22 protein-coding genes are annotated in these 25,097 nt (G+C 67.6%); 12 read left to right on the forward strand and 10 right to left on the reverse strand.

The window, feature by feature from the left end; genetic code table 11:
• Window positions 1-3: 3 nt before the first annotated feature.
• The 6 genes from clpB to ABD156_RS42000 all read right to left on the reverse strand — a co-directional run bounded on the left by clpB (window position 4) and on the right by ABD156_RS42000 (window position 7,709).
• Window positions 4-2,628 carry an ATP-dependent chaperone ClpB gene (gene clpB, locus ABD156_RS41975; RefSeq protein WP_344286712.1) on the reverse strand — a complete coding sequence of 875 codons (2,625 nt, stop codon included), beginning with the start codon at window positions 2,626-2,628 and terminating at the stop codon, window positions 4-6.
• A gap of 2 nt (window positions 2,629-2,630) precedes the next feature.
• On the reverse strand, window positions 2,631-2,936 hold the full coding sequence (locus tag ABD156_RS41980) for a chaperone modulator CbpM (RefSeq protein ID WP_344286714.1): 306 nt from the start codon (window positions 2,934-2,936) through the stop codon (window positions 2,631-2,633).
• The gene (locus ABD156_RS41985) at window positions 2,933-3,865 is read right to left on the reverse strand and encodes a DnaJ C-terminal domain-containing protein (protein ID WP_344286716.1); all 933 of its coding nucleotides are present in this window, start codon (window positions 3,863-3,865) and stop codon (window positions 2,933-2,935) included. The genes ABD156_RS41980 and ABD156_RS41985 overlap by 4 nt, the downstream gene beginning before the upstream one ends.
• Entirely contained in the window at window positions 3,865-4,359 is a 495-nt protein-coding gene (locus ABD156_RS41990) for a nucleotide exchange factor GrpE (protein WP_344286718.1), read from the reverse strand. The genes ABD156_RS41985 and ABD156_RS41990 overlap by 1 nt, the downstream gene beginning before the upstream one ends.
• Window positions 4,360-4,364: 5 nt before the next feature.
• Window positions 4,365-6,248 carry a molecular chaperone DnaK gene (gene dnaK / locus ABD156_RS41995; RefSeq protein ID WP_344286720.1) on the reverse strand — a complete coding sequence of 628 codons (1,884 nt, stop codon included), beginning with the start codon at window positions 6,246-6,248 and terminating at the stop codon, window positions 4,365-4,367.
• Between the two features lie 513 nt (window positions 6,249-6,761).
• Window positions 6,762-7,709: a nucleoside hydrolase gene (locus ABD156_RS42000; RefSeq protein WP_344286722.1), complete on the reverse strand. Its 948-nt coding sequence runs from the start codon at window positions 7,707-7,709 to the stop codon at window positions 6,762-6,764.
• A gap of 168 nt (window positions 7,710-7,877) precedes the next feature.
• On the opposite strand from ABD156_RS42000, the gene ABD156_RS42005 reads away from it, so the two are divergent.
• The 12 genes from ABD156_RS42005 to ABD156_RS42060 all read left to right on the forward strand — a co-directional run bounded on the left by ABD156_RS42005 (window position 7,878) and on the right by ABD156_RS42060 (window position 20,146).
• Window positions 7,878-9,389 carry an AMP-binding protein gene (locus ABD156_RS42005; RefSeq protein ID WP_344286724.1) on the forward strand — a complete coding sequence of 504 codons (1,512 nt, stop codon included), beginning with the start codon at window positions 7,878-7,880 and terminating at the stop codon, window positions 9,387-9,389.
• A gap of 32 nt (window positions 9,390-9,421) precedes the next feature.
• The gene (locus tag ABD156_RS42010) at window positions 9,422-10,564 is read left to right on the forward strand and encodes a thiolase family protein (RefSeq protein ID WP_344287021.1); all 1,143 of its coding nucleotides are present in this window, start codon (window positions 9,422-9,424) and stop codon (window positions 10,562-10,564) included.
• Entirely contained in the window at window positions 10,555-10,941 is a 387-nt protein-coding gene (locus ABD156_RS42015) for a Zn-ribbon domain-containing OB-fold protein (RefSeq protein WP_344286726.1), read from the forward strand. The genes ABD156_RS42010 and ABD156_RS42015 overlap by 10 nt, the downstream gene beginning before the upstream one ends.
• A gap of 38 nt (window positions 10,942-10,979) precedes the next feature.
• Entirely contained in the window at window positions 10,980-11,762 is a 783-nt protein-coding gene (locus ABD156_RS42020; RefSeq protein WP_344286728.1) for an IclR family transcriptional regulator, read from the forward strand.
• A gap of 16 nt (window positions 11,763-11,778) precedes the next feature.
• Entirely contained in the window at window positions 11,779-13,335 is a 1,557-nt protein-coding gene (locus ABD156_RS42025) for a methylmalonyl-CoA mutase family protein (protein WP_344286730.1), read from the forward strand.
• Complete coding sequence (locus ABD156_RS42030; protein ID WP_344286732.1) at window positions 13,332-13,709, forward strand: cobalamin B12-binding domain-containing protein; 378 nt, start codon at window positions 13,332-13,334, stop codon at window positions 13,707-13,709. Before ABD156_RS42025 ends, ABD156_RS42030 begins: the two co-directional genes overlap by 4 nt.
• A gap of 199 nt (window positions 13,710-13,908) precedes the next feature.
• Complete coding sequence (locus tag ABD156_RS42035) at window positions 13,909-15,273, forward strand: MFS transporter (RefSeq protein WP_344286734.1); 1,365 nt, start codon at window positions 13,909-13,911, stop codon at window positions 15,271-15,273.
• Between the two features lie 22 nt (window positions 15,274-15,295).
• Window positions 15,296-16,279 (forward strand): aldo/keto reductase, encoded by a 984-nt coding sequence (locus tag ABD156_RS42040; protein WP_344287023.1) that lies wholly within the window; start codon window positions 15,296-15,298, stop codon window positions 16,277-16,279.
• Between the two features lie 18 nt (window positions 16,280-16,297).
• Entirely contained in the window at window positions 16,298-17,092 is a 795-nt protein-coding gene (locus ABD156_RS42045) for an SDR family NAD(P)-dependent oxidoreductase (RefSeq protein ID WP_344286736.1), read from the forward strand.
• On the forward strand, window positions 17,089-17,958 hold the full coding sequence (locus tag ABD156_RS42050; protein WP_344286738.1) for a carbon-nitrogen hydrolase family protein: 870 nt from the start codon (window positions 17,089-17,091) through the stop codon (window positions 17,956-17,958). The genes ABD156_RS42045 and ABD156_RS42050 overlap by 4 nt, the downstream gene beginning before the upstream one ends.
• Window positions 17,955-19,319 carry an amidase gene (locus tag ABD156_RS42055; protein ID WP_344286740.1) on the forward strand — a complete coding sequence of 455 codons (1,365 nt, stop codon included), beginning with the start codon at window positions 17,955-17,957 and terminating at the stop codon, window positions 19,317-19,319. Before ABD156_RS42050 ends, ABD156_RS42055 begins: the two co-directional genes overlap by 4 nt.
• Window positions 19,316-20,146, forward strand: a complete 831-nt coding sequence (locus ABD156_RS42060) for an LLM class F420-dependent oxidoreductase (protein WP_344286742.1) — start codon at window positions 19,316-19,318, stop codon at window positions 20,144-20,146. Before ABD156_RS42055 ends, ABD156_RS42060 begins: the two co-directional genes overlap by 4 nt.
• Window positions 20,147-20,193: 47 nt before the next feature.
• Here ABD156_RS42060 and ABD156_RS42065 read toward each other — a convergent pair whose 3' ends face one another.
• From ABD156_RS42065 to ABD156_RS42080, 4 genes are all read right to left on the reverse strand, one after another.
• Window positions 20,194-20,925, reverse strand: a complete 732-nt coding sequence (locus ABD156_RS42065) for a glycoside hydrolase family 75 protein (RefSeq protein ID WP_344286744.1) — start codon at window positions 20,923-20,925, stop codon at window positions 20,194-20,196.
• A gap of 197 nt (window positions 20,926-21,122) precedes the next feature.
• Entirely contained in the window at window positions 21,123-22,652 is a 1,530-nt protein-coding gene (locus ABD156_RS42070) for an eCIS core domain-containing protein (protein WP_344286746.1), read from the reverse strand.
• Window positions 22,653-22,734: 82 nt separating this feature from the next.
• Window positions 22,735-23,853 (reverse strand): serine hydrolase domain-containing protein, encoded by a 1,119-nt coding sequence (locus ABD156_RS42075; protein WP_344286748.1) that lies wholly within the window; start codon window positions 23,851-23,853, stop codon window positions 22,735-22,737.
• A gap of 112 nt (window positions 23,854-23,965) precedes the next feature.
• On the reverse strand, window positions 23,966-25,006 hold the full coding sequence (locus ABD156_RS42080) for an alpha/beta fold hydrolase (RefSeq protein WP_344286750.1): 1,041 nt from the start codon (window positions 25,004-25,006) through the stop codon (window positions 23,966-23,968).
• Between the last annotated feature and the right edge of the window lie 91 nt (window positions 25,007-25,097).

A 25,097-nucleotide genomic window follows, 5' to 3' on the forward strand; every position in this document is an offset into this window, starting at 1 on the left:
GGATCATGCCGCAGCCTCGGCGTCCCGGCAGGTCACCGTGAGCACGCCGTCGTCGAGGCTGACGTCGATGGTCGTGTTGTCGTGCGCTTCGCCGCCGAGCAGCGCGCGGCCGATCCGGGTCTCGACCTCGCGAGCGAGGAACCGGCGCAGCGGCCGGGCGCCGTAGACCGGGTCGAAGCCCTGTTCCGCGATGAAGCGCAGTGCTTTGTCGGACACCTCCAGGGTCATGTTCTGCTCGGCGAGCCGCTTGCGCAGGTCGCCCAGCATCAGCTCGACGACCCGTTCGATCTCCGGCAGCGTCAACGGTTTGAACAAGACAATGTCGTCGATCCGGTTGAGGAACTCCGGCCGGAAATGCCCGCGCAGCGCCGCCATCACCTCGCCGCGCGCGGACTCGGTGATCTCGCCCTCGGCGTTCACCCCGTCGATCAGGAAGTGCGCGCCGATGTTGGAGGTCATGATGATGACGGTGTTGCGGAAGTCGACCGTGCGGCCTTGCGAATCGGTCAGCCGCCCGTCGTCGAGCACCTGCAGCAGGGTGTTGAAGACGTCCGCGTGCGCCTTCTCAATCTCATCGAACAGCACCACCGAGTACGGTTTGCGCCGCACCGCTTCGGTGAGCTGGCCGCCCTCGTCGTAACCGACATACCCGGGCGGTGCACCGACAAGCCGCGAAACCGTGTGCCGCTCCTGGTACTCGCTCATGTCGATCCGGACGATGTTGTCCTCGGTGTCGAACAGATCCGCCGCCAGCGCCTTCGCCAGCTCGGTCTTGCCGACCCCGGTCGGGCCCAGGAACAGGAACGACCCGATCGGGCGACGCGGGTCCTTGATCCGCGACCGCGCCCGGATGATCGCGTCCGCGACCAGCTGCACCGCCTCGTCCTGGCCGATCACGCGCTCGTGCAGCAATTCGTCCAGGCGCAGCAGCTTCGACCGCTCGCCTTCCTGAAGGCGGCTGACCGGGATGCCGGTCCACCGCGACACGACCGCCGCGATTTCCTCCTCGGTCACGACCTCGCGCAGCAACCGGGTGCCCGCCTGCCGCGTGGCGAGCAGTTCTTCCTCGCCTTCCAGCCGACGTTCCAGCTCGGGAAGCTTGCCGTGGCGCAATTCGGCGGCCTTGTTCAGGTCGTAGGCCCGCTCGGCGGAGTCGGCATCCCGGCTGACCTGCTCGATTTCCTCGCGCAGCGCCTGAACCTTGTGCAGCGCGGAGCGTTCCGCCTCCCACTGCGTCCGCATCCCGCCCGCCTCGGCGCGGAGGTCGACCAGTTCGCGACGCAGCTCTTCGAGCCGGGCCTTGCTCGCCGCGTCGGTTTCCTTCGCCAGCGCGGCTTCCTCGATCTCGGTGCGGGTCAGCCGCCGGCTCAGCTCGTCCAATTCGGCGGGCATCGAGTCGATCTCCGTGCGCAGCATCGCGCACGCCTCGTCCACCAGGTCGATCGCCTTGTCCGGCAGGAACCGGTCCGAAATGTAGCGATGGCTCAGCACGACTGCGGCGACCAGCGCGCTGTCCTGGATCTTCACGCCGTGGAACACTTCGAGCCGCTCGCGCAGCCCGCGCATGATCGAGATCGCGTCTTCGACGGACGGTTCGTCCACCAGCACCGGCTGGAAGCGTCGTTCGAGCGCGGCGTCCTTCTCGATGTATTTGCGGTACTCGTCCGCGGTCGTCGCGCCGATCAGGTGCAGTTCGCCGCGCGCCAGCATGGGTTTCAGCATGTTGCCCGCGTCCATCGCACCCTCGGTGGCACCTGCGCCGACGACGGTGTGCAGCTCGTCGACGAACAAGAGGATCCGGCCCTCGGCCGAGGTCACCTCATTGAGCACGGCCTTCAGCCGCTCCTCGAACTCACCGCGGTACTTCGCGCCCGCGACGAGCGCGCCGAGATCGAGCGAGAACACCGTCTTGCCCTTGAGCCCTTCCGGCACGTCGCCGCGATCGATGCGCTGCGCGAGCCCCTCGACGATCGCGGTCTTGCCCACGCCCGGATCGCCGGTGAGCACCGGGTTGTTCTTCGTCTTGCGCGACAGGATCTGGATCACCCGGCGGATCTCGGCGTCGCGCCCGATGACCGGGTCCAGCTTGCCCGCCGCGGCGTCGGCGACGAGGTCGCGGCCGTACTTTTCCAAGGCCTCGTAAGCGGATTCCGGCGTCGCCGAGGTGACCCGCTGGTTGCCGCGCACCTTCCGCAGCACCTCCAGGAACTTGTCCCGGGTCAGCCCCGCGCCGCGCAACAGCCGTCCGGCCGCGCTCGAACTGCCCTCCTCCAGCAACGCCGCGACGAGGTGTTCGACGGACACGTAATCGTCCTTCAACCGCCCGGCTTCGCGATCGGCCGCGTCGAGCACCCTCGCGAGCCGGGCGGTCACCCGGGTTTCGCCAGGTGTGACACCGGGGCCGCTCACTTTGGGGCGGCGGCCGAGCTCGGCTTCCAGCTCTTGTTTAAGCCGGGCCGGATCCGCCCCCGCTTCGTCGAGAAGCCGCGACGCGAGCCCGTCGGACTGGTCGAGCAACGCGAGCAGCAGGTGTTCGCCGTCGACCTCCGGCTGGCCGTACCGCAACGCGGCGGTCTGGGCGTCGTGCAGTGCTTCCTGGGATTTCTGGGTGAGCCGGTTGGGATCCATGGTCAGTCTCCGCTGCGTCGGGATCGGAGGTCCGCTTCGAGGTCCGCGATGCGGTCGAGCAGGTCGGCGACCAGGCCGACCGCCGCGTAGTTCAGCGAGAATCCGGCGCGCAGCCGCTGGATCCGGGCCGCCGCGGACACCTGGGCGACCGGGTACCACCATTCGCCGCGCGCGTCCTCGACCGGTTCCAGCAGGCCCAGCACGGTGAACCGGCGGACCAGCTCCGGATGCAGGCCGGTCGCGTGCGCGAACGTCGGCAGATCCAGCTGCGCCGCGCCGGGGCGGCGGCGCACGAGCGCGTAGGTCATCCCGGCCTCCTCGGGTTTTCGTCGGTGGCCGCGGCCAATTCCTCGTAGAGCTTGCGCTGGGCGTCGGTCAGGTCCTTGGGGACGACGATCTTGACCGCGGCGTACAGATCGCCGGGATTTCCCCGGGAGTTCGGGATGCCGCGCCCGCGCAATCGCAGCTTTCGGCCGCTGGAGGTTCCTGCCGCGATCTTCAGCTTCGCTTCACCGCCGCCGGGAAGGTCCATGGCTACGGTCGCGCCCAGCGCCGCTTCCGAAGGCAGCAAAGGAAGATCGACGGTCACGTCCCGTCCTTCGACCTGGTAGCGCTTGTCGTGCAACAGATGCACCACCAGGTAAAGGTCCCCGCGCGGTGCGCCTTCGCCGCTGCCGTAGCCGCCTTGCCCGGCCAGCCGGATGCGCTTGCCGTTGATCACGCCGGCCGGGATGTTGACGTCGACGGTGCGCGAGCCCTCCGGACCGTCGAGGGTGAACGAACGCCGGCCGCCGCGGAAAGCCTCGTCCAGGCTGATTTCGACGCCTGCTTCCTGATCGGCACCGGGAATCGGACCGCGTGGCTGACGGCCGAAGCCGCCTTGGAAGCCACCTTGGAAGCCGCCGCCGAACATGCCGCCGAAGAGGTCCTCGAAGTTGACCCCTTCGGCGCTCTGGAAACCGCCGCCGGACTTGGCGCGAGCGTAGGTTTCCGGGTCCATGTCCGGAGGGACCTGCCGGAAGTCCTTGCCGAACGCGTCGTAGCGCTTGCGCTTCTCCGGTTCGGACAGCACGTCGTAGGCCTCGGAAACGGCCTTGAACTTCTCCTCCGCTCCCGGGTCCTTGTTGATGTCCGGGTGGTACTTGCGGGCGAGTTTGCGGTACGCCTTCTGGATTTCGTCCTGGCCCGCCGTCCTGGAGACGCCGAGCAGCTGGTAGAAGTCCTCGCTATCGCTCATCAATCCACCTTCGCGACCACGACCGCCGCGGGCCGCAGCTGGTTCTCGACGTCGCCGTAGCCGGGGCGCACGACCTGAACCACCGTGCCCGGCTCGACGCCCACGGCCGGAACCACCGATACCGCCTCGTGCAGCTGCGGATCGAACGGTGTGCCCTGTTCGTCCGCGTGCCGGGGAAAGCCGAGGTTGGACATCGCCGTGTCGGCCTGTGCCCGCACCGCTTCGACGCCGGAGACGACGGACTTGGGGTCTGCCTCGGCGTGCCCGATGGCCAGGTCCAAGTTGTCCAGCACGGTCAGCAGTTCTTTGGCGGCCCGCTTGCGTTCTTGCCGGCGCACCTGGACGGTGTCCCGCACGGTCCGTTTGCGCAGGTTGTCGAGGTCGGCCATCGCCGTGCGCCAGTTGTTCTCCAGCTCGGCGACCCTCGACTGGAGCCAGGAGACGTCGGTGTTGCCTTCCGGTTCCGCGGCTGCGTCTTGCTGCTTGTTCTCCATGGCGATCAGGAGGTGGTGAATTCGGCGTCGACCACGTCGTCACCGTCGTCGCCGTGTCCCGTCGAAGGTGCGGCGGGCGCGTCGCCAGCGGTAGCCGCCACCGCGGCCAGGCCGTGGAACAACTGCTGGAGTTCCGAGGTCATCGACCGCAGCTTCTCCAGGCTCGGGGCGTCCTGTTTGAGGAGGTCCCGGGCATCCACGGCAAGGTTCTCCGCGCGTGCCTTTTCGTTGAGCGGCACCGCGTCCCCGAGTTCGGTGACACTTTTCTCCACCTGGTAAACGGCGCTGTCCAGGGTGTTCCGGGCGTCGACGACCTCACGCAGCTTGGCGTCCTCGGCCCGGTGCGCCTGCGCGTCGGCGACCATGCGATCGACGTCCGCGGAGTCCAAATTGGAGCTTTCGGAGATGGTGATGGTCTGTTCCCGGCCGGAATTGGTGTCCTTGGCCGAGACGTTGAGGATGCCGTTGGCGTCGATGTCGTAGGTGACCTCGATCTGCGGCACGCCGCGCGGAGCCGGCGGGATGTTCTCCAGCCGGAACCGGCCGAGCACCCGGTTGTCCGCCGCCTTTTCGCGCTCGCCCTGCAGCACGACGATGTCCACAGCGGACTGATTGTCCTCGGCGGTGGAGAAGGTTTCCTTGCGCCGGGCCGGAATCGTGGTGTTGCGGTCGATGACCTTGGTCATCACGCCGCCCATCGTCTCGATGCCCAGCGACAGCGGGGTGACGTCGAGCAGCAGGACGTCCTTGGCCTCGCCCTTGATGATGGCCGCCTGGACCGCCGCGCCGAGGGCGACGACCTCGTCCGGGTTGACCGTCATGTTCGGGTCTTTGCCGCCGGTCATCCGCCGGACCAGCGCCTGCACCGCCGGGATGCGCGTCGAGCCGCCGACCAGGATGACCTCGTCGATGTCGTGCGCGGTGAGCTTCGCGTCGGCGAGCGCCTGCTCCACGGGTACTTTGCAGCGCTCGACGAGGTCGGAGGTGATCTGGTCGAAGGTGGAGCGCATCAGCGTGGTGTTGAGGTGCTTCGGGCCCGAGCCGTCCGCGGTGATGAACGGCAGGTTGATCGTGGTCTGCGTGACCGAGGACAATTCTTCCTTAGCCTTGGACGCGGCCTCGAACAACCGTTGCAGCGCTTGCGGATCAGCACGCAGATCGATGCCGTTCTCCTGCTCGAACTGGTCCGCGAGATGGTCGACGACGCGGCGGTCGAAGTCGTCGCCGCCCAGATGCGTGTCCCCCGCGGTCGAGCGCACTTCCACTACGCCGTCGCCGATGTCCAGGACACTGACGTCGAACGTCCCGCCGCCAAGGTCAAACACCAGCACCGTCTCGTGCTGCTTCTTGTCCAGCCCGTAGGCAAGCGCCGCCGCAGTCGGCTCGTTGATGATCCGCAGCACTTCCAGCCCGGCGATCCGGCCCGCGTCCTTGGTGGCCTGGCGCTGCGCGTCGTTGAAGTACGCCGGGACCGTGATGACCGCCTCGGTCACCTTCTCGCCGAGGAACTTCGACGCGTCGTCCACCAGCTTGCGCAGCACCAGCGCCGAGACCTCTTCCGGCGCGTACTTTTTGCCGTGCACGTCGAACCGCACGGCGTCGTCCGGCCCCGGCACGACGTCGTAGGACACCGCGTCGATCTCGCTGGCCACCTCGTCGTAGCGGCGGCCGATGAACCGCTTCGCCGACGAAATCGTGCCCTTCGGATTCATGATCGCCTGCCGCCGCGCGAGCTGCCCCACCAGCCGCTCGCCCGAATCGGTGTACGCGACCACCGACGGGGTAGTCCGGGCCCCGTCCGCGTTGGCGATCACCTCGGGCTGGCCGCCCTCCAGCACCGCGATGACCGAGTTGGTCGTCCCCAGGTCGATGCCCACCGCTTTCGCCACGACGCGTTCCTTTCCGGGATTTCTTTCCTATCCGGAGACCTCAGGACAGGACGGGTTCGAGGTCTGGTGTACTGGAGAGGGAAAGGGGTCGTCAAGGCGAAATGATCTTGGGTTTTGCCTTGACCAGCGCATTCGCTTGACGATTGTGGAGCGCACCAAAGAATATTGTTCCGCCACACAATCGGCTGGCTTCGCCGGGTGGCTCATTTACTGTGTGCGATCAAGTCGTACAGTTCGACCTCGCCGCTTCGGGTGTCTGGCCTTCGCCCACCCTGGGATGAATTCCGTCGGCCGCACGGCCGCTACCCCTCGGGGATCTCCAAACCCATGTGCGCCGCCAGCGCTCGTCAACGGAGCAATGCAATGCGGTTTTCAGGTAGGTCGGAGTCGCGCGGAGGGAACCACGGTCGAATTCGAAGGTGATGAGTTCGGCGTTCTCGGTGAAGTCGACCTTCCAGATCCCGCGTCTGGCTCGAGCGGCCGTCATCTTCCTGGGAAACAGAAGCCAGGTCTTCAGCCTGGGTGCGCTCTCGTCCGTGAGGCCCGCCCTCGAACGGGAGCCCGGCCAGGCAGCAAAGCGTGCGTCAACTGCGCAAGCAACCTACCGGTGTCAGCGGCGACGGCGACAGCCGACCTCGCCGGGTGCTCAGTCTTGACGGCTCGGGTCTGTCCACGCCGCCGCTCCCCGAGGTCGACCGTGACCGACGTGCGGTGAAGTCTGGCGATCTCCGGGTCGAGCAGGATCGCGGCGGCCAGCGGATCATGGAGCGGGAAAGCCGGCAACTTCCCCGGCAGAGCAAGGAGCATTGTCGCCATTCGTCCCCATAGCCGATCTTCATCAGCGGCGAGGCGTTCGAGCCAGAGCCGGGTGACGGTGGCCTTGCGGGTCACGTCGAGAGGAACCAGCGTCAGGTCGAACCCAGCCGCTACGACCTGGGCAGCTGCCTCGGGATCGTGCCATACGTTGCTTTCGGCGTAGTCGCTGATGTTGCCCTTCGCCTCGAACGCTCCGGCCATCGCCACCGCGCGCCGGACCAGCCGGGGCAGTTCGGGTTCGGCGTCCAGGGCGATCGCGACATTGGTGAGCGGGCCCAGAGTCAGGAGATCGACACAGCCGGGGCTCTTCCGGGCGAGCCGGACGATTTGCTCGGCGGCGGTTTCCTCCCGCACGGGCTTCCGTTTCGGCGAGCCCGCCGCCTTGCCCAGGAGATCTTCCGGATGGGCCAGATGCAGCGGCCGGGCGAGCGGCTCCGACGCCCCGACTGCCATGGGCGTCGAATGATCACCTGCGATCTCGAGGGCCCGCAAGCCGTTGTCGGCCGCGGCAGTCGCAGAGACGTTGCCGTGCACCGAACCGGCACCGGCGATCTCGACGCCAGGGGTGCGGGCGAGGAGAACGAGGGCAAGCGCGTCGTCAACACCGCCGTCCTGATCGACGATGACGGTGGTCGTGGTTGCCATGAGGCATCTTCTCCAGAGGCCCGCGAGTGACGCAATCCTTCGACGCCGCCCGCGAGCGCGCTACGGCCGAGGACCTCCCCGACGACTACACCCCCTTGACAGGTCGTTTCATCAGACAATACGTTCTTGTCGCCAGATGAAACACCTTCAGCAAGGGAGGCCGCTCGGATGGTTCTCGACACCGCCTACTTGCTTCGTCGCGCGGGGGCCTCCTACCGGGGCCTCACGGCGGTCGACGACGGGCGTACGGCGCGTACTTTCGGCGAGCTTCTCGACCGCGCGGAGCGGTTGGCCAATGCCTTGGACGCGCTCGGCATCCCGGACGGCGCGAGCGTCGGGATTCTGTCCGACAACCGCACGGAGTTTGTCGAGACGGACTGCGCCCTGGCGCTCGGGCGGCGGGTTCGGGTGGCGCTCAACGCGCGGCTGCATCTGGAGGATTTCCGTTACGTAGCCGAGGATGCCGGGCTCCGAGCGCTCTTTTTCGCACCGAAGTTCGCAGAGGAGGCGCACGCGTTGGCCGAGAAGTTCGGCATCGCGGTGATCCCGTTCGAGGAAGACGCCAGCTTTGAACACGCGTACGAGGGTCTCATCGCGAAAGCGAAATCCGAGCCGGTGTTGCGCGACCGCGATCCTGAAGGCGCGGCGTGGATTTCCTACACCTCAGGGACAACCGGGCGGCCCAAGGGAGTCGTGCTGTCGCATCGCGCGCTGCGCGAGGTGGCGCTGAATCTGCTGCTGGAGCTGGCACCGGTCCGCGAAGGGGAACGGGTTTTGCTTACCCAGGCCGTTTCGCACGCGTCGGGGTACTTTGTGCTGCCGTACTTGATCAGTGGCGCGGGCGTGCACGTCATGCCGAAATTTGATCCGGACGAGGTGTGGCGTCGTTCCCGAGAGGGACATTTCCGTACGCTCAAAGCGGTCCCGGCGATGCTCGAACCATTACTGGACGCGGCGCGCGGCGAGTGGGGGTTCGAAACGATCGTCTACGGGGCGTCGAGCGTGGCATTGCCGGTGCTGGAGCGCGCGCTCGATCGGTTCGGGCCGACGTTGGTGCAGGACTACGGGCAGTCCGAGGCGCCGATGACGATTACCTGCCTGAGCAAGGCTGATCATCTTGACCCGTACGCGAGGCAGTCCGCGGGGCGGCCTTGGCGGTCGGTAGCGGTCGAGGTGCGCACCGAGGACGGCCGAGTAGCTCGGACCGGGGAGATCGGGGAAGTCTATGTGCGCGGGTCGCATTTGATGTCCGGGTATCACCGCAAACCCGAGGCCACGGCGGCGGTTCTGGTGGACGGATGGTTGCGCACCAAGGATCTCGCGCGGGCGGACGAGCGTGGGTTTGTCCATCTCCAAGGGCGCAATGACGAAATGATCAATTCCGGCGGGTACAACATCGCTCCTCGCGAGGTGGAGAACGAGCTGTCGGCGCACGCCGCGGTCAGCGAGGCGGTGGTGCTCGGCCTTCCCGATCCGCGCTGGGGCGACGCGGTCACGGCGGTGGTGCGGCTGCGGGACGCCCAAGCCGCGTCCAGTCAGGAGTTGATCGAGTTCGTCCGGCCCCGGCTGGGGATTCGCACGCCGCGCAGGCTGGAGATCTGGGACGCCATTCCGCGCACGCCGTACGGGAAGGTCGACCGGGTCGAATTGCGCGACAAGCTGATCGGAGGGTTCGAGTGAACACCGGCGACATTGAGATCTTAGGCGTGGGGATGCATCCCTTCGGCCGGTACCTCAACTCCTCGCTGAAGGATCTCAATCGCGTCGCGTGCGTGTCCGCGCTGGTTGACGCGGGGCTTGAGGTGCGCGACCTCGACGCGGTTTACGCGGCCAATGCGATGGCGGGATTGTTGCAGGGGCAGGAGATGATCCGCGGCCAGTCGGTCATGCGGGAGATCGGGATCGAGCGCATCCCCGTCACGAATGTCGAGAACGCGTGCGCGAGCGGGTCGACTGCGTTGCGTCAGGCCATCCTCGCGATCCGCGCTGGTTCGGCGGACGTCGTGCTGGTCGCGGGTGTGGAGAAGATGTTCGTGGAGGATCGTTCCCGGACGCTCGCGGCGTTGGAGTCCGCGGGCGATCTCGACGCGGTGTCCGGGATCGGGCTGCAGTTCACCGCGGTCTACGGGATGCGGCTGCGCAAGCTCATCGCGGCGGGCAGGCTGACGGTGGACGATCTGGTCGCGGTTTCCGTCAAGAGTCACGCCAATGGCGAGCGCAATCCCTATGCACAGCACCGGAAAGTCGTCAGTCCTGAGGAAGTGCTGGATTCGCGGCCGATCGCTGATCCGTTGACGTTGCTGATGTGCAGCTCCATCTGCGACGGTGCGGCGGCGGTCGTGGTGGCACGACGCGGGGCGGTGCCAGCGAAAGAAAGGCCGAGCGTGCGGATCAGGGCGTCGCAGGCCGCAACGGGGTACACGACCACCGGGAACGAACCGTCGCTGACCGAATTGTGCGCGGCGGCGGCGTATGCGGAAGCGGGGCTCGGACCCGAGGACGTCGACGTCGCCGAGGTGCACGACGCGATGGCTCCTGCCGAACTCATCGCGTACGAGCAGCTCGGTTTCTGCGGTCCGGGCGACGCGGGCGCGCTGCTCGACAGCGGGGCGACCCAGATCGACGGCTCCCGTCCGGTCAACCCGAGCGGCGGGCTGTCGTCGCGCGGGCACGCGGTGGGGGCGACCGGGTTGGCCCAGATCGCCGAGTTGACCTGGCAGTTGCGCGGCGAAGCGACTGGACGGCAGGCCCAGCGTCCGCGCATCGGCCTCGCCCACAACAACGGCGGCTGGCTGGAGGGCGAGTCCGCCGTCTCGAGCGTGCATTTGCTGGAGAGGACCGAGCCATGGGACTGAACGCCGCTTTGCAGGTTCCGACCACCGCCGAACGGCCGCGCGACAACGGGTTCGCACTCGTGGGCAGCCGTTGCGGACAGTGCGGTGCGGCCGCGTTCCCGGCGCGCGCGGTCTGTCATCGATGCGGGACGGCCGCACCCGCCGAACACACTTTCGCCGCGACCGGCGTGCTGCTCACCTACACGACTGTGCACGTCCCGAGGCCCGGGCTGCCCGCGCCGTACACGCTCGGCCAGATCGCCCTCGACGACGGCGGGCCGATGGTGTTCGGCCAGGTCAGGACGGACGGAGACGAGCCTGAGGCGGGGATGGCCGTGCAGGTGAGGATCGGCGAGACGCCGCGCTACTGGTTCGTACCCGAGCGTTTCGCTGGTTGATACGGTGACCTCACTCGATGAAAACGCAGAGGTGGCCAGTGACTGAAACCCCCGACGGCTCCACGGTCCGCGCGGTCAGCCGGGCGATCGACATCCTGTTCGCGCTCGGGCACAATCCGCTCACGCTCGGTGACGTGGCGGAGGTCGTCTCGCTGTCGAAGCCGACGACGTACCGGCTGCTGAGCACGTTGCGCGCCAAGGGAATGGTCGTGCAGGACCAGGCCAGCGGACACTACGGGCTCGGTCCCGGCTGTTTTCACCTGATGTCGTCGATCTCGAACGGGAACGCGGGCTTCATCTTCGAGGCGACCGACGCGCTGGAGCAACTGCGCGACGTCACCGCGGAGACCGTCGCGGTGCACGTGCGCGCCGGCCGTTCCCGCATCTGCGTCAAAGAACTCCCGAGCCCGCATCTCATCCGCTACATCGCGGGCGTCGGCGTTTCCGAGGGCATCCACACCGGGTCGGCGGGCAAGACGCTGCTCGCGTTCATGCCCGAGGCGGAGCGCGAACGCCTGCTCAAGGACCTCCCGCTCGACCCGACGACGCCGAACACGATCACCGACCTCGAAACCCTTCGCGCCCAGCTGAAGAGCATCGCGGCCGCGGGCATCGCGCACAGCCACGGCGAACGGGCGGTGGGCGCGGTCGGCGTCACCGCGCCGATCACGGACGCGAACGGTTTCGCGCTCGCGGCGTTGAGCGTCATCGGGCCGGAGGGCCGGCTCGGCAAGGAGAAGATCGCCGAGATCGAACGACACGTACGGGAAGTCGCGGCCCGGATTTCGGCGACGGTATCCGGAGCGTCCGAAGTGGACTGAACGAGACGGAGGTCCAGTGCCCCACGATGGCGACGACAGCACCACAGCGAACGACGGCCGGGTTTCGCTCCGCGCGCGGTACGAGCCGACCACTGCCGAGCCCGCGCTGAAAGCGTGGAGCGACAGCCGGATCGCCGAGCCCGGACCGTTCCGGCCGCGCTTCATGGTCTACTCCGGACTCGGCCCGCCCGCGATGACCGCGGAACGGCTCGCCGTGCTGCAGGAGGTCGGCGCGGAGTCGTTTCTGCTGGCCGCCGACCTCCCCTCGCAGCTCGGTTTCGACCCCGACCACGAGCTTTCGCACGCTCAGGTCGGCCGGGCCGGCGTGTCCTGCGCGACGCTCGACGACTTCGCCACGATCTGCTCGCGGCTCGATCTCGCCGCCGCGGACAGCGTCGGGATGCTGCAGAACTCGCTCGGACACGTCGCGCTCGGAATGGTCCACAGTGTACTGTCCGATCGAGACGCCCGGCACGTCAAGCTGGTGATGCAGAACGATCCGCTCAAGGAATTCACCGCTCGCGGCACCGAAATCCACTCCCCTGCGCAAGCGCTGCGGATTGCCGCCGATTGCGTCGCGTTCGCGATCGACGAGGACATGCCCGGAGCGGCGCTTACCGTCTGCTCCAACCATTACGACGTCGCGGGCGCGGGTCCGTTGCTGGCGGTGGCTTTCGCTTTCGGCAACGCCATCGCATACCTGGACGAATTGGTCGCGCGCGGCTACGAACCCGCGGACGTCGCCGGGAAACTGATGTTCTTCCTCAACGAGCGCAGCGATTTGTTCGTGGAGGCCTCGGTTTTCCGCACCGCGCGGATCTTGTGGAGCGAGATTCTGCGTGACCGGTACGGCATTCCGGTCGCCGAACAACCCGTCGCGAAGCTCATGGGCTACGCGCACGGGCTGGAATCCGCCGAGGAACCGCTGGTCAACATCCCGCGCGTGACGCTCAGCGTGCTCGGGTCCATGCTCGGCGGCGTCGATTACCTCTGCGCCACCGGTTACGACGAGGCGTTGCGCATCCCGTCCGCCGACGCCGCCGCGCTCGCCGTGCGTACGATGCAGGTCGTCGCGTACGAGCACGGCACGCTGACGACGATCGATCCGCTCGCGGGCAGCGCCAAACTGCGCGACGTGGACGAGCAGGTTATGCGCAAAGTCCGGCTCGAACTCGACCGGCTCACCGAAGCCGGCGGCCCGCTCGAAGCCATCGAGAACGGCTACATCGCTGGGCGCATCGACGAAAACCGCGGTGCGCGCCAGGAACAATTGCGGACCGGCGAGCGGCTGATGGTCGGCCACGGCGTATTCGACGCCAAGGCCCGCGCTGAGTGGTTCGCGGGCAAGAGTTCGGGCGAGATCGACTTCGCGAAGGTCGAGCGGGAGGCCGTCGAGCGGATCACCGAGCACAAGCGCCGCCGCGACGCCGCGTCGGTCGACCGGGCGCTCAAGGCGGTCGAGACCGCGGCCGCGGGGACCGAGAACCTCGTGCAGCCCAGCATCGAGGCATTGCGTGCCGGTGCGACCTCCGCCGAGATCGTCGGCGCCACCCGGGAAGGGTTCGACAGATGACGCGCGTCGTACTCGCCAAACTCGGACTCGACGGCCACGACGTCGGCGTCCGGCTCATCGGCAAACACCTCGCCAACGCCGGATTCGAAGTCATCTACCTCGGCAAACGCATCCCCACCGCCACCATCGTCCACGTCGCCATCCAGGAGGACGCCGACGCCGTCGGGCTCAGCTGTCTCAGCGGCGGGCTCGGTCACTTCGCCTCGCTGACCGTCGAAGGGCTACGCCGCGAAGGCGCAGACGTCCCGGTCCTCGCCGGCGGCATCGATGAGCCCGCCGAGATCGAGCGCATGATGGCGGCGGGCGTGCATCGGCATTTCGGGCCCGGCGCCTCGATGGAGGAGATCGTGACGGCGTTCCGCGAGGCGACCTGACGCCGTCCTCTACCCGCCTCCCGCTCAGCCGATCGGGAGGTCCCGGTCCTGCCCTCAAGAGGCCCGGCAAGACCCCCCTTGACCTGCGTGACCAGGGCGAGTAGACAAGCCATATCACGTAGTGGTTCGCACGTTTCATTGGACGAAACACAGAGAGTTTCGTCCCGACGGCCGTCGAAGGTGGCGGAAGGAGCGGGCAATGGCGCCGGCGCAGGAACCGACCCAGGCACGACCCGAGACGAGACTGGCCAAGGTCGCGGTGACCGCGCTCTCGGCCTCGAGCATCGAGAACTACGACTTCTTCATCTACGGCACCGCGGCGGCGCTGGTCTTCCCCCAGCTCTTCTTCCCCGAGCAAACCGCACTGACCAGCGCATTGCTCAGCTTCGCGACCTTCGCGGTCGGCTTCATCGCCCGGCCGCTCGGCGGCGTGCTCTTCGGCCACATCGGCGACGTGCACGGCCGCAAGAAGGCGCTGATCGGCGCGCTCGCCGGGATGGGCCTCGCCTCGACGCTCATCGGCCTGATGCCGACGCATTCGGTGATCGGGGTCGCCGCGCCGATTCTGTTGGTATTGCTGCGTTTTCTGCAGGGCATCGCGGTCGGCGGACAGCTCGGCGGCGTCGTCCTGCTCGCGATGGAGAGCGCGCCGCCCCGCAAGCGCGGCTTCTTCTCCAGTTTCGCGCAGGCGGGCGGCCCGGGCGGCATTATTCTCGGCAACCTCGCCTTCATCGCGGCTATCCGGTTCACCTCGCCCGCGGCGTTCGAGGCGTGGGGCTGGCGCGTTCCGTTCCTCGCCAGCGCCGTGCTGGTCTGGCTGGCCATCCACCTGCAGCTGCGCCTCGAGGACACCGACGCGTTCCGGCGGCTCAAGCAGGTCAAGAAACCGGACGCCGGACGCTCCCCCGTGCTGCGCGCGTTTCGCGTCCACTACAAGCAGATCGCGTTGGTCGCGGCCGCCTACATCGGCATCAACGTGACCTACTACCTGTTCATGACGTTCGCGGTTTCCTACAGCACGAACTCCGCGATTTTGGGGCTGTCCAAGGACACCATCCTGCTCGCCGTCCTCGTGGCGGCCGGGGTGCAGCTGGTCTTGCTCCCGGTGTCCGGCGCCATCTCAGACCGCATCGGACGGCGCGCGATGCTGCTGGCGGGTTCGGGGATGCTCTGCGCTTTCTCGTTCGCGTTCTGGCCGCTGCTGAACACGAAGTCGACGTTCCTGATCCTGGTCGCGTTCATCGTCGGCCTCGGCCTGATGCACACCACGATGTACGGACCGCAGGGCGCGTTCTTCGCCGAGGCGTTCTCCACCGGGCTCCGGTACTCCGGCGTTTCGCTGGGCGTGCAACTGGGGGCCGTGATCGGCGGTGCGTTCGCTCCGCTGATCGCGACGTCGCTGTACGCGGCGACCGGATCCTCGATGTCGGTGGCCATCTACATGGCGGTGGTCTGCGCGATCACCTTCGGCGCGGTGCTCCTCATGCCGGAAACCCACCTGAAAGACATCAACGAGCCAGTGGCGGCAGCCGAACCCGCCGCCGCGAGCGATCCAGCCCACTGAACAAAGGAGAAGCAGCATGGCGATGCCCACCCGGCATCTCGGCAAGCTCGACGTCGGCGCCCAAGGGCTCGGCTGCATGGGCATGAGCGATTTCTACGGCAGCGGCGACGAAAGCGAGTCGATCGCGACCGTGCACCGCGCGCTCGACCTCGGCGTGACGCTCCTGGACACCTCCGACATGTACGGCTACGGCGCCAACGAGGAACTGATCGGACGGGCGATCGCCGGCCGCCGCGACGACGTCGTCCTGGCCACCAAGTTCGGCGTCGTCCGCGCGGAGGACGACTCGATGGCGCGTTCGGTGCGCGGGGACGCGGAATACGTCCGGCAGGCGTGCGACGCTTCCCTGCGCCGCCTCGGTGTCGACCACATCGACCTTTACCAGCAGCACCGGGTCGATCCCGCCGTCGAGATCGAGGAGACGGTCGGGGCGTTGGCGGAGCTGGTCGCGGCCGGGAAGGTGCGCCACATCGGACTGTCGGAGGCGTCCGCGGAAACGATCCGCCGGGCGCACGCGGTGCACCCGATCACGTCAGTGCAGACCGAATGGTCGCTGTGGTCGCGCACGATCGAGGACGAGGTGGTGCCGGTCTGCCGCGAGCTGGGCATCGGGATCGTGCCGTACTCGCCGCTGGGCCGCGGCATTCTCACCGGCCGCTACCGTTCGACGGACGATTTCGAGAAGGACGACTTCCGGCGGACGTCGCAGCCGCGCTTCGCCGAGGGAAACCTCGAACGCAACCTGGAATTCGTGCGGGCGCTGGAAGAACTCGCCCGACAACGGGGTGTCACGGCGGGTCAGCTCGCGCTGGCGTGGGTACACAGCCATGGCGACGACGTCGTGCCGATCCCGGGCACGAAGAAGCGGAGCAGGCTGGAGGAAAACGTCGCGGCCGTTGATATCTCGCTGTCCGCAGCTGACGTGTCGGCGATCGAACAGGCGGTGCCCGCGGATCAGATCGTCGGCGAGCGGTATTCCCCGGACCGGATGTCGTTGCTCGAATGACCTTGATGGGTTGGTGAAATGCGTTTCGCAGACCGTGTGGTGATCGTGACCGGCGGCGGTGGCTCTGGGCTGGGCCGGACGCTGGTCCGCCGTTTCGCCGCCGAGGGCGCCGCCGTGGTGGTCGCCGACCGCGACGAGGCGGCGGCCGGCCAAGCCGCCGCCGAGGTGGAAGAACACGGCGGACGAGCGTTAGCGGCAAGGACCGATGTGCGCAGCGATGACGACGTCCGCGCGCTGGTCGAAGCCACCAGATTCGCGTACGGCCGCATCGACGTCCTCGTCAACAACGCCTTCACGTCCAATCCGGCGTCCATTCTGGACACTCGCATCGAGGACTGGCAACGCGACCTCGACGTCGTGCTGACAGGCGCTTTCCGCTGTTCCCAGCAGGTTCTGCCGACGATGATCGACCAACGGCGCGGCGTGATCATCAGCGTCTCGTCGGTGAACGCGCACACCCACGTCGGCGCGGCCGGCTACAGCGCCGCGAAAGCCGGGGTGGAAGCGCTGACCCGCAACCTGGCCGTCGAGTTCGCGCCCTTCGGGATCCGGGCGAACGCGCTGGTTCCCGGCACTTTCCGCACCGACGTCTGGAAGGAACGGCAGAAGATCGACCCGGACCTCCTGGACCGCCTCGCGACCTGGTATCCGCTCGGCCAGGTCGGCGTGCCCGACGACATCGCGTCCGCTGCGCTCTTCCTGGCTTCGGACGAGGCGTCGTTCATCACCGGGAGCCTGCTGCCGGTCGACGGGGGTCTGCTGGCGGGCAATCCGCAGTTCGCGCGCGACGTGCATCCGGAGAACCACCGATGAAGGACGAGGTGCACGTTTCGCTGGTGCAGTTCAGTTCGGCGGTACTGGACTGCCCGGGCAACGCTAAACGGATGGCGGAGTTCGTCGAGCGCGAGGCACAGGAGCACGGGGCTGAGCTGATCGTTTTCCCTGAGCTCAGCAACACCGGGTACGTCCGCTCCGCGCGCGACGACGCCTATGCCGAGAGCCTCTACGCCGCGTCGGAACTCGTGCCCGGCCCGACCACGGAGGCGCTGGGCGAAGCCGCTCGCCGTGGTGGTGCACACGTCGTAGTTGGTATGTCACAACGGCATCCGCGGATACCAGAGGTGCTTTACAACAGCGCCGTGCTGATCGGTCCGTCCGGCGACGTGGTCGGCATCCAGCACAAGGTGCATCCGTGCCGCGACGAGAAGGAATACTACGTTCCCGGCGATGAGATCTCCGTGTTCCCCACTGCGCTCGGCACGCTCGCGCTCAACGTTTGCTACGACGTCCGGTTCCCCGAAATGGCCCGCGTGCAGACCCTTGCGGGTGCCGAGATCGTCGTCTCGCTGTGGGCGTCGGCGGTGCAGCCGGGCAAGGTTCCGTCGGACAGCATCGTCTCGCGGTGTGCGACGAGAGCGATGGAGAACGCTGTGTTCTTCCTGGGCTGCAACCGAACTGGCACTGATGACGAGCAGCGCTTCTACGGCCGAAGCGCCGTCGCGGGCCCGAGCGGTGAAGTGCTGGCGCGCTCGGACGACGACCGCGAGGACGCCGTCCGGGCAGTGCTGCGGGGCGCAGATCTCAAAGCGCAGCGCCGATATCTCACGATTTTCCGCGACCGCAGACCGGAATTGTACGGCCGCGTCACCGAACCGCTCTCCCGCCCGGAGCCCCTATGAACTCGCACCTCAGCCAGTGGACGGCTGAACAACTCGGCGCCGCTTACGCGTCCGGCGATCTTTCTCCAGTAGAAGCGACAACGGCGGCGCTGGACGCGATCGACGTCGATCTCCGCGCTTTCGCTTACGTCGACCAGGAAGGCGCGCTCAAGCAAGCGGCCTTGAGCGAACAACGCTGGGTCGACGGGCGCGCACTGGGACCGCTCGACGGCGTTCCCGCGTCGATCAAGGACCTCTTCCTCACCCGAGATATGCCCACGCTGCGCGGCTCGCGTCGCACCGACCCGACGCAGCGTTGGGACACCGACAGCCCCGCCGCGGCGGCACTCCGCGCGAACGGGCTGGTCCTGCTCGGCAAGACGACGACTTCAGAACTCGGCTGGAAAGGCGTCACCGACAACCCCATCGACGGCATCACGCGCAACCCGTGGGACCCGAGGCTCACCGCAGGCGGATCGAGCGGCGGCAGCGGCGTGGCGGTCCGGGCGGGAATGGGCGCGGTGTCCGTGGCCACCGATGCGGCCGGTTCGGTCCGGATCCCGGCCGCGTTCTGCGGCGTCGTGGGCTTCAAGCCGACACACGGACGCATCCCGATGCACCCGCCGAGCGTCCTGGGCACCCTGGCACACGCCGGACCTTTGGCCCGCTCGGTAGCCGACGTCGCCGCGCTGACCGACCTCCTCGCCGCCCGGGACCACCGCGATCCCTCCTGGACACCGACAATCGGCGAAACAGCGGACCCCATCAGGGTCGCGTTCTCACCAGCGCTCGGTCGCGTGGACGTGCATCCGGAGATCGCCGCCCTCGTCGCGGAAACCGTCGCCTCGTTGGCCGAAGCGGGCTTACAGGTCGAGGAGTCCGACCCCTCTTTTCCGGACCCGGCAGACACATTCGACGTACTGTGGTCCGTCGGCGTCGCGCACATCGTCCGGCGCTACGGCGGCACGGCACCGCTCGATCCGGGCCTGCAGACGCTCATCGAACGAGGTGCCCGATACGAGACTGCCGACTATCTCGACGCGCAAAGCGAACTCGCCGCGCTCGGCGTCGCCATGGGCGAATTCCACACGCGTTACGACGTCCTGCTCACGCCGACCGTGCCGATCGAACCCTTCGCCGCGGGCCACGACGTGCCGCCGGACAGCGGGATGGCCGACTGGCCACAGTGGACGCCCTTCACTTACCCGTTCAACCTGTCCCGGCAACCCGCGCTCAGTGTCCCGATTGGACGGACGTCGCGCGGCCTGCCAGTCGGCCTCCAGGTCGTCGGATCCCGTTTCGCGGACTCGACGGTCTTGAAGGTCGGTGCCCTGATTGAACAATTACGTCCCGCGCTCACCTATCCGCAGGAGAACGCATGAAGTTCGGCGTCAACACTTTCGTAACCGACGAAAGCATCCGCCCTGACGCGCTGGGCCGAGCACTGGAAGAGCGCGGCTTCGAAACGCTGCTCGTCACTGAACACTCGCACATCCCGGCGAAACGGGAGACGCCCTGGTCCGGCGGCGGCGAACTGCCGCGCGAGTACTACCGTACCTATGACCCGTTCGTCGCCCTCGCCATCGCCTCCGCGGCCACGACCACGCTCACCCTCGGCACCGCTGTCGCCCTGCTAGCCCAGCGCGACGTCTTCCAGACCGCGAAAGAAGTCGCGACGCTCGACGTCCTTTCCGGCGGCCGGGTCCTGTTTGGAGTCGGCGTCGGATGGAACCGCGAGGAAATGCGCAACCACGGCGTCGAACCGCGCCGCCGCGGCCCGCTGCTGAACGAGAAACTCGCCGCGCTCAAAGCGATCTGGACCGCCGACGAGGCCGAATTCCACGGCGAACACGTCGACTTCGATCCGGTCTGCTCCTGGCCGAAACCCGCGCAACGCCCGCACCCGCCCATCGCCATCGGCGGCGAAAGCCCAGCCGCACTCGACCGGCTCGCCCGCTACGGCGACGAATGGATGCCCCGCGCGAAAACTCCGGTCGAGGAACTGCGCCGCGTCGCGTCGTGGCTGGCCGACCAGGGCCGATCCGACGTCCGCACCACGCTCTGCGGAGCCACATTGGACTCTGACATCGCGGCGTACGCCGAAGCCGGAGTAGACCGGGTGACGTTCACGCTGCCGCCCCTGCCGGACCGGGAAACGGTGCAATACCTGGACAAACTGGCGGCCTACGTCGAACGGCAAACACGCTGAATGCGGTCACTGCCAGCTTCGGCAGTGACCGCATCAGTTTTCGAAGACTAGATACCCATGCTCGCGCCGAGCGTGTCCAGCGCCTTGTTGACCATGCCCTGGGCCGCGGCGTTCAGGTTGGCGTTGGTGCCGTTGACAACCCAGTCCGAGCCGGAGAACATCACCACGGTCACGCCGTTGTCGACGCCGCCGTCAGTTCCGCTGCTGTTGATTCCGAGCAGCGAAGCCGCCTTCACCGACGCTTCGCCCAACTCGCGGGAGTCGTTGTCCGAAGTGTCCTGGTCGTTCGCGGTCTGCGTGTCGCCGAAGATCGCGCCGATCACCTTGCTCTTGTAGAACATCAGCGCGAACTGCCTGCCCTTGATGCCGTGCTCCTTGTAGAAGAAGTGCGGGCACGGGCTCTTCTTGTCGTAACAGTCGTCGCCGAGGACGTAGAACGGCACCTTGTGCGCGCCGAGCGACTTTCCGTTGCTGTCCTTGAAAGTCGTGGTGCCCAGGTGGTCGGGATCGGGGTCGGGGTCACTGCCGTCGGTGTCGACGGCCAGGCCGGAACCGTAGGCGTAGACGCCCTTCGCCACCTGGTAGACGTTGACGTTCTTGGCCCGCGTCATGGTGTTGATGTGCGGCTGGGTATTGACCTTGTTCGCGTTCGTGCTGTTCTTCTTGACGCCGGCCAGCACCTCCGCGGCCGTGTACGACTTGGCCGCGGTGTCCGCGGTGGACGCGTGAGCGGAGTTGACAGCGAGCGGCACGGCGAGCGCCAGAGCGGCGCCAACCACAGCGAAACGCCTACGGGAGGATGACATGACCGGGCGACCTCCAGCCTTCATTAGGAAAACTTCCTAACATAGTGAACCATCCGTGACCAGTCGTTGTCACGAGGTCACTTCGAGAAAGTTCGAGGCGGCGGCCTGGTGCTGGGGATCCACGCGGGACAGGTGCCGCTGACCGGCACGCCGCCCGCGGATCAGTCCGGCTAGTGCAGCTCGAAAGTGAAGAACTGACGCCCCTCCACCAGCACCCGAATCTGGATGACCTGGCTGACGCGGCGCGGCAGAGCGTCGCGCATCGCGAAGAAGATCGTCCTGATCGCCTGGAACATCGCGGCGCGGTCTTTCGCCAGCCGATAACTGACCGGGAGACTCAGGTCCACACCGGATCGATTGTTCTTCTGCGCGTCGTCGAGAAGCGACGCGACGTGGAGAGCGAAGTCGCTCGCCAGGTCGTAGTCCCCGGCCCGCTCGGTGCCGCGCACCTCCGGCGGCGTCAGCAACAGCGGGTCGAGCCTCCGGGCGGCGTCCAAGACGGCCTTGCTCGGCCCAGCCGGCTTGAGGTTCGGCTTGGGCGCGTCCCGCGACGGAGAGAAGTCGAATGTGACCGACGGGCCCGGGATGATCTTCTCGCCGGGCGCGGACGGAACCGGCGGCGCGACGGACGGCGGCACGGCCTGGGCGTACGGGCTGCCCGCGCCCTCCTGCTGACGTTCCATCGCCTTGCCCGGCTGCTGGTTGATCCATCCCTCCACGAGGCTGTGGATGGAGCCCTGCTCCTCGGGCTTGAGATGTGCCTGATCCATCGCCACGTCGACAAGCTTGAGTATTCCCGACACGACCGCCGACTTGGCGCCGTCCACGACGAGCTTCCGCAGGCTGTCGGACAGCCCTAACCGGCGGAGGATCGGCGTGAGAGTCGAATCGACGACCACGGCGCCGACCGCCTCGCCCGCGTTCTTCGGCTGTTTGTCCGGGTCGGCCTTCGCCGGAGAGATACCCAAATGCGTCGCCCGATTCTCCGGAACGACGGACGGCAGCTTCTTGGCGACCTCGTGCGCGAGGACGGCCGGCGTGCCGGACACCGGCCCGGACAACCACGCCTGAACCGACGCCATCTTCAACGCATCGCCGACGAACAGCTTCAGGATCGCGGACTTCACCTCGTCGGTGTTGTGCAGGGTCTGGCCACCCTGGACACGCTGTACCTCAGTCAGGTATTCGGCGAGCGCCTTCTCGACCTTGCCGACCGGCACGCCCGGCTTCTCGCTGGTGCGGTCGGCCTGCCGCTGGATCGCCGCGACCGGACCGCCGGGCACCGCCGACCCCGCGTCGGCCGCCCGCTCGGCCGGGTCCCCGGGGGAACTGACCCCCGGCACGAGGCGGCTCGCGTGCCGCTGCTGCACCACGTGGGCCGCCTCGTGCGTCAGGAGGGGTTCGTCGGGAGTGCCGGCGACGACGATGTCCTCGCCCGAGGTGTACGCGACCGCGTCCAGGTCCCGGGCGGAGCGGGCCGCGTCGGGACCGGTGTGCACCCGGACACCGCTGAGGTCCTCGCCCCACCGGCCTTCCAGCCGGTGCCGCACCTCGGACGGCAGCGGCGTCCCGGACGAGCGCGCCGGGATCTGGCTGAAGTCCGTCGAGACGGCGGCCGGCGTCTCGTGGACTTCGTCCGGCGCGACCTGGGCTACCGGATCAGGCTTCCGCCTCGTCGGACGGTGGTCGTGAGCCCGCATACCGCGCCTCGCTTCCGATCGCCTGGCTACGGCTTCAGCCCCCAGGATCGGCCGCGTGCGTCACCGTCGCATCACCGCCGCGTCAGGACGCGCAATAGGCCTTGAGCGCCGCGTTGCCGAGCGTGGTCTGTCCCCGCGTCGCGGCTCCCGCCAGATGGTTCTCGTTGGCCGCGACCAGCACCTGCTTGCTGCCGTCGTCGCTGGTCAGCCACAGGTTGTAGTAGCCGAGCACCCCGCCGCTGTGATTCCAGACCGGGCCGCAGGCCGTCGGCGACAGGCCGATTCCCAGCCCGTATTGGTTGCCCGCGTTGTCGGTCGGCACTGTCGTCTTCAGCTCGGCCTGCTGCTGCGGCGGCAGGAGTTTTCCGCTCAGCAGCGCGCGTTCGAAGGTCGCCAGATCGTCCTCTGTGGACACAATGGCGCCAGCGGTGCCGAACGCTTGCACGTTGGAGACCGTGACGTCGTTGTAGAACGCGCCGAGCGCGATGTAGTAGCCGTTCAGATAGTTGCCGGCCAAGCCGGGATCAGCGGTCGGGAAGGAAGTGCCGCTCAAGCCGAGCGGCTCGATGATGCGCTTCTGGATCTCCGCCGCCGGTTCGTCCCCGGTCACCGCCTTGATCACCATGCCGGCGACCACGTAGTTGGTGTTCGAGTAGTGGAACGAGGTGCCCAGCGACGGGTGCGACGTCGCGATGTCCACCAGCGTCTGCGGCGGCCATGCCTGACGGGGGTTGGTGTTCGCGACGTAGGGGCCGAGGAACCGGAGGTCTCCCGCGTAGTCCGGCAGGCCGGAGGTCTGGTGCAGCACCTGGCGGACGGTGATCTTCGTGCCGTCGTTCCCGTTGGCGTTCACCGCGCCGGGCAGCCAGCGGGCGAGCGGGTCGTCGAGGGAGAGCCTGCCCTCGGCTTCCAGCTGCAGCAGGACGGCCGCGGTGAACGCCTTGGTGTCGCTGCCGATCCGGAACTGCGCTTTCGGGTCAGCCGGGGTCTTGGTGGTGAGATTTCCGTATCCGGCGTGGATGTATTGCGCGGTTTCGCCGTTCCGGACCAGGCCGATCACGCCGGGATATCCCGCGCTGACCCCGCCCTGGGCTCCGGCTTGGAGGATCTCCGCCGGAGTCTCCGCCGAAGCCGGACTGGCCAGCCCGGTCAAGGCCGCCGCCACAGCCATCGCGACGGCTCCGAAAGCTTTGCGTCTCATCGCACTCCTCGCGTCGAAGGTCGCCGGGCTTGCCGATTCCTGAACGGGCACAGCAGTTTCCGGCGAGAGGAATGCGCAACATATCCGCTTCCGATCAAACTTCGATGAATCGTCAGAGCTTGGCCGCGTCCGCGATCGCCTGCGCGAACGGCCGCGGTGCCTCCTGCGGCACGTTGTGCCCGATCCCGTCCAGGATCCGGTGCTCGTACTTCCCGGTGAACTTGGCGCGGTAAGCCTTGCCGTCCTTGGCCGCGCCGTCGAAGTCGCTGGCCAGCGTGATCGCCGGAACGCCGATGGTCGCGCCCGCCGCGAGTTTCTGTTCGTACGCCTCGTACTGCGGCTCGCCCGGAGCGAGGCTGAGCCGCCAGCGGTAGTTGTGGATGACGATCGCGACGTGGTCCGGGTTGTCGAACGCCGCGGCACTGCGGTCGAATGTCGCGTCGTCGAAGTGCCAGGTCGGCGACGCCGTCTTCCAGATCAGCTTGGTGAAATCGTGGCGGTTCGCCGCGTAGCCGGCGCGGCCGCGTTCGGTCGCGAAGTAATACTGGTACCACCAGCCCAGTTCCGCGGCCGGGGGCAGCGGCTGAAGGTTGGCCTTGAGGTTGGCGACGATGTACCCGCTCACCGGGACAACCGCCTGGCACCGCTGCGGCCACAGCGCCGCGATCACCGCGGCCGTCCGGGAACCCCAGTCGTAGCCGCCGAGAATCGCTTTGTCGATCTTCAACGTGTCCATCAGCGCGACGACGTCCTGCGCGATAGCGGTCTGCTGTCCATTTCGGACAGTACTGGCCGACTTGAACACCGTCGATCCGAACCCGCGCAGGAACGGGACGATCACCCGGAACCCTTGCGCGGCAAGCAGAGGCGCGACGTCGGCGTAGCTGTACGGGTCGTACGGCCAGCCGTGCAACAGCAGCACCGGCTTGCCGTCAGCCGGACCGAATTCCGCGTAAGCCATCGAAACGAGACCGGCGTCGGCGTGCTTGATCGTGCCCAGCGAGGTGTGCTCGCCAGAGCCCGCCCGCAAATCCGCTCCGGCGGCGGGCTGCGCGACGGCGGGCTGCGACGCGGCGGGCGAGGAGCAGGCAGCGAGAGAGGTCGCCGCCAGACCGGCCGCGAACGCCTGGGTGAATCGTCTCCTGCTGATCATCTGAACTCCTGTGCGCGAGACCGTGGGACGGCCTCGACGCTAAGGAGCCCGGCCGCCGCCCGCGCCCGTCGGATGACGCAACCGGCGTAAG

The sequence above is a fragment of the Amycolatopsis albidoflavus genome, from assembly GCF_039525725.1.
Taxonomy (GTDB): Bacteria; Actinomycetota; Actinomycetes; order Mycobacteriales; family Pseudonocardiaceae; genus Amycolatopsis; species Amycolatopsis albidoflava.

What these genes read in the sequence shown, in the direction of transcription:
- clpB (WP_344286712.1), bottom strand. Translation starts at nt 2,628, where the DNA reads ATGGATCCCAACCGGCTCACCCAGAAATCCCAGGAAGCACTGCACGAC.
- ABD156_RS41980 (WP_344286714.1), bottom strand. Translation starts at nt 2,936, where the DNA reads ATGACCTACGCGCTCGTGCGCCGCCGCCCCGGCGCGGCGCAGCTGGAT.
- ABD156_RS41985 (WP_344286716.1), bottom strand. Translation starts at nt 3,865, where the DNA reads ATGAGCGATAGCGAGGACTTCTACCAGCTGCTCGGCGTCTCCAGGACG.
- ABD156_RS41990 (WP_344286718.1), bottom strand. Translation starts at nt 4,359, where the DNA reads ATGGAGAACAAGCAGCAAGACGCAGCCGCGGAACCGGAAGGCAACACC.
- ABD156_RS42000 (WP_344286722.1), bottom strand. Translation starts at nt 7,709, where the DNA reads ATGGCAACCACGACCACCGTCATCGTCGATCAGGACGGCGGTGTTGAC.
- ABD156_RS42005 (WP_344286724.1), top strand. Translation starts at nt 7,878, where the DNA reads ATGGTTCTCGACACCGCCTACTTGCTTCGTCGCGCGGGGGCCTCCTAC.
- ABD156_RS42010 (WP_344287021.1), top strand. Translation starts at nt 9,422, where the DNA reads ATGCATCCCTTCGGCCGGTACCTCAACTCCTCGCTGAAGGATCTCAAT.
- ABD156_RS42015 (WP_344286726.1), top strand. Translation starts at nt 10,555, where the DNA reads ATGGGACTGAACGCCGCTTTGCAGGTTCCGACCACCGCCGAACGGCCG.
- ABD156_RS42030 (WP_344286732.1), top strand. Translation starts at nt 13,332, where the DNA reads ATGACGCGCGTCGTACTCGCCAAACTCGGACTCGACGGCCACGACGTC.
- ABD156_RS42035 (WP_344286734.1), top strand. Translation starts at nt 13,909, where the DNA reads ATGGCGCCGGCGCAGGAACCGACCCAGGCACGACCCGAGACGAGACTG.
- ABD156_RS42040 (WP_344287023.1), top strand. Translation starts at nt 15,296, where the DNA reads ATGCCCACCCGGCATCTCGGCAAGCTCGACGTCGGCGCCCAAGGGCTC.
- ABD156_RS42045 (WP_344286736.1), top strand. Translation starts at nt 16,298, where the DNA reads ATGCGTTTCGCAGACCGTGTGGTGATCGTGACCGGCGGCGGTGGCTCT.
- ABD156_RS42050 (WP_344286738.1), top strand. Translation starts at nt 17,089, where the DNA reads ATGAAGGACGAGGTGCACGTTTCGCTGGTGCAGTTCAGTTCGGCGGTA.
- ABD156_RS42055 (WP_344286740.1), top strand. Translation starts at nt 17,955, where the DNA reads ATGAACTCGCACCTCAGCCAGTGGACGGCTGAACAACTCGGCGCCGCT.
- ABD156_RS42060 (WP_344286742.1), top strand. Translation starts at nt 19,316, where the DNA reads ATGAAGTTCGGCGTCAACACTTTCGTAACCGACGAAAGCATCCGCCCT.
- ABD156_RS42070 (WP_344286746.1), bottom strand. Translation starts at nt 22,652, where the DNA reads ATGCGGGCTCACGACCACCGTCCGACGAGGCGGAAGCCTGATCCGGTA.
- ABD156_RS42075 (WP_344286748.1), bottom strand. Translation starts at nt 23,853, where the DNA reads ATGAGACGCAAAGCTTTCGGAGCCGTCGCGATGGCTGTGGCGGCGGCC.
- ABD156_RS42080 (WP_344286750.1), bottom strand. Translation starts at nt 25,006, where the DNA reads ATGATCAGCAGGAGACGATTCACCCAGGCGTTCGCGGCCGGTCTGGCG.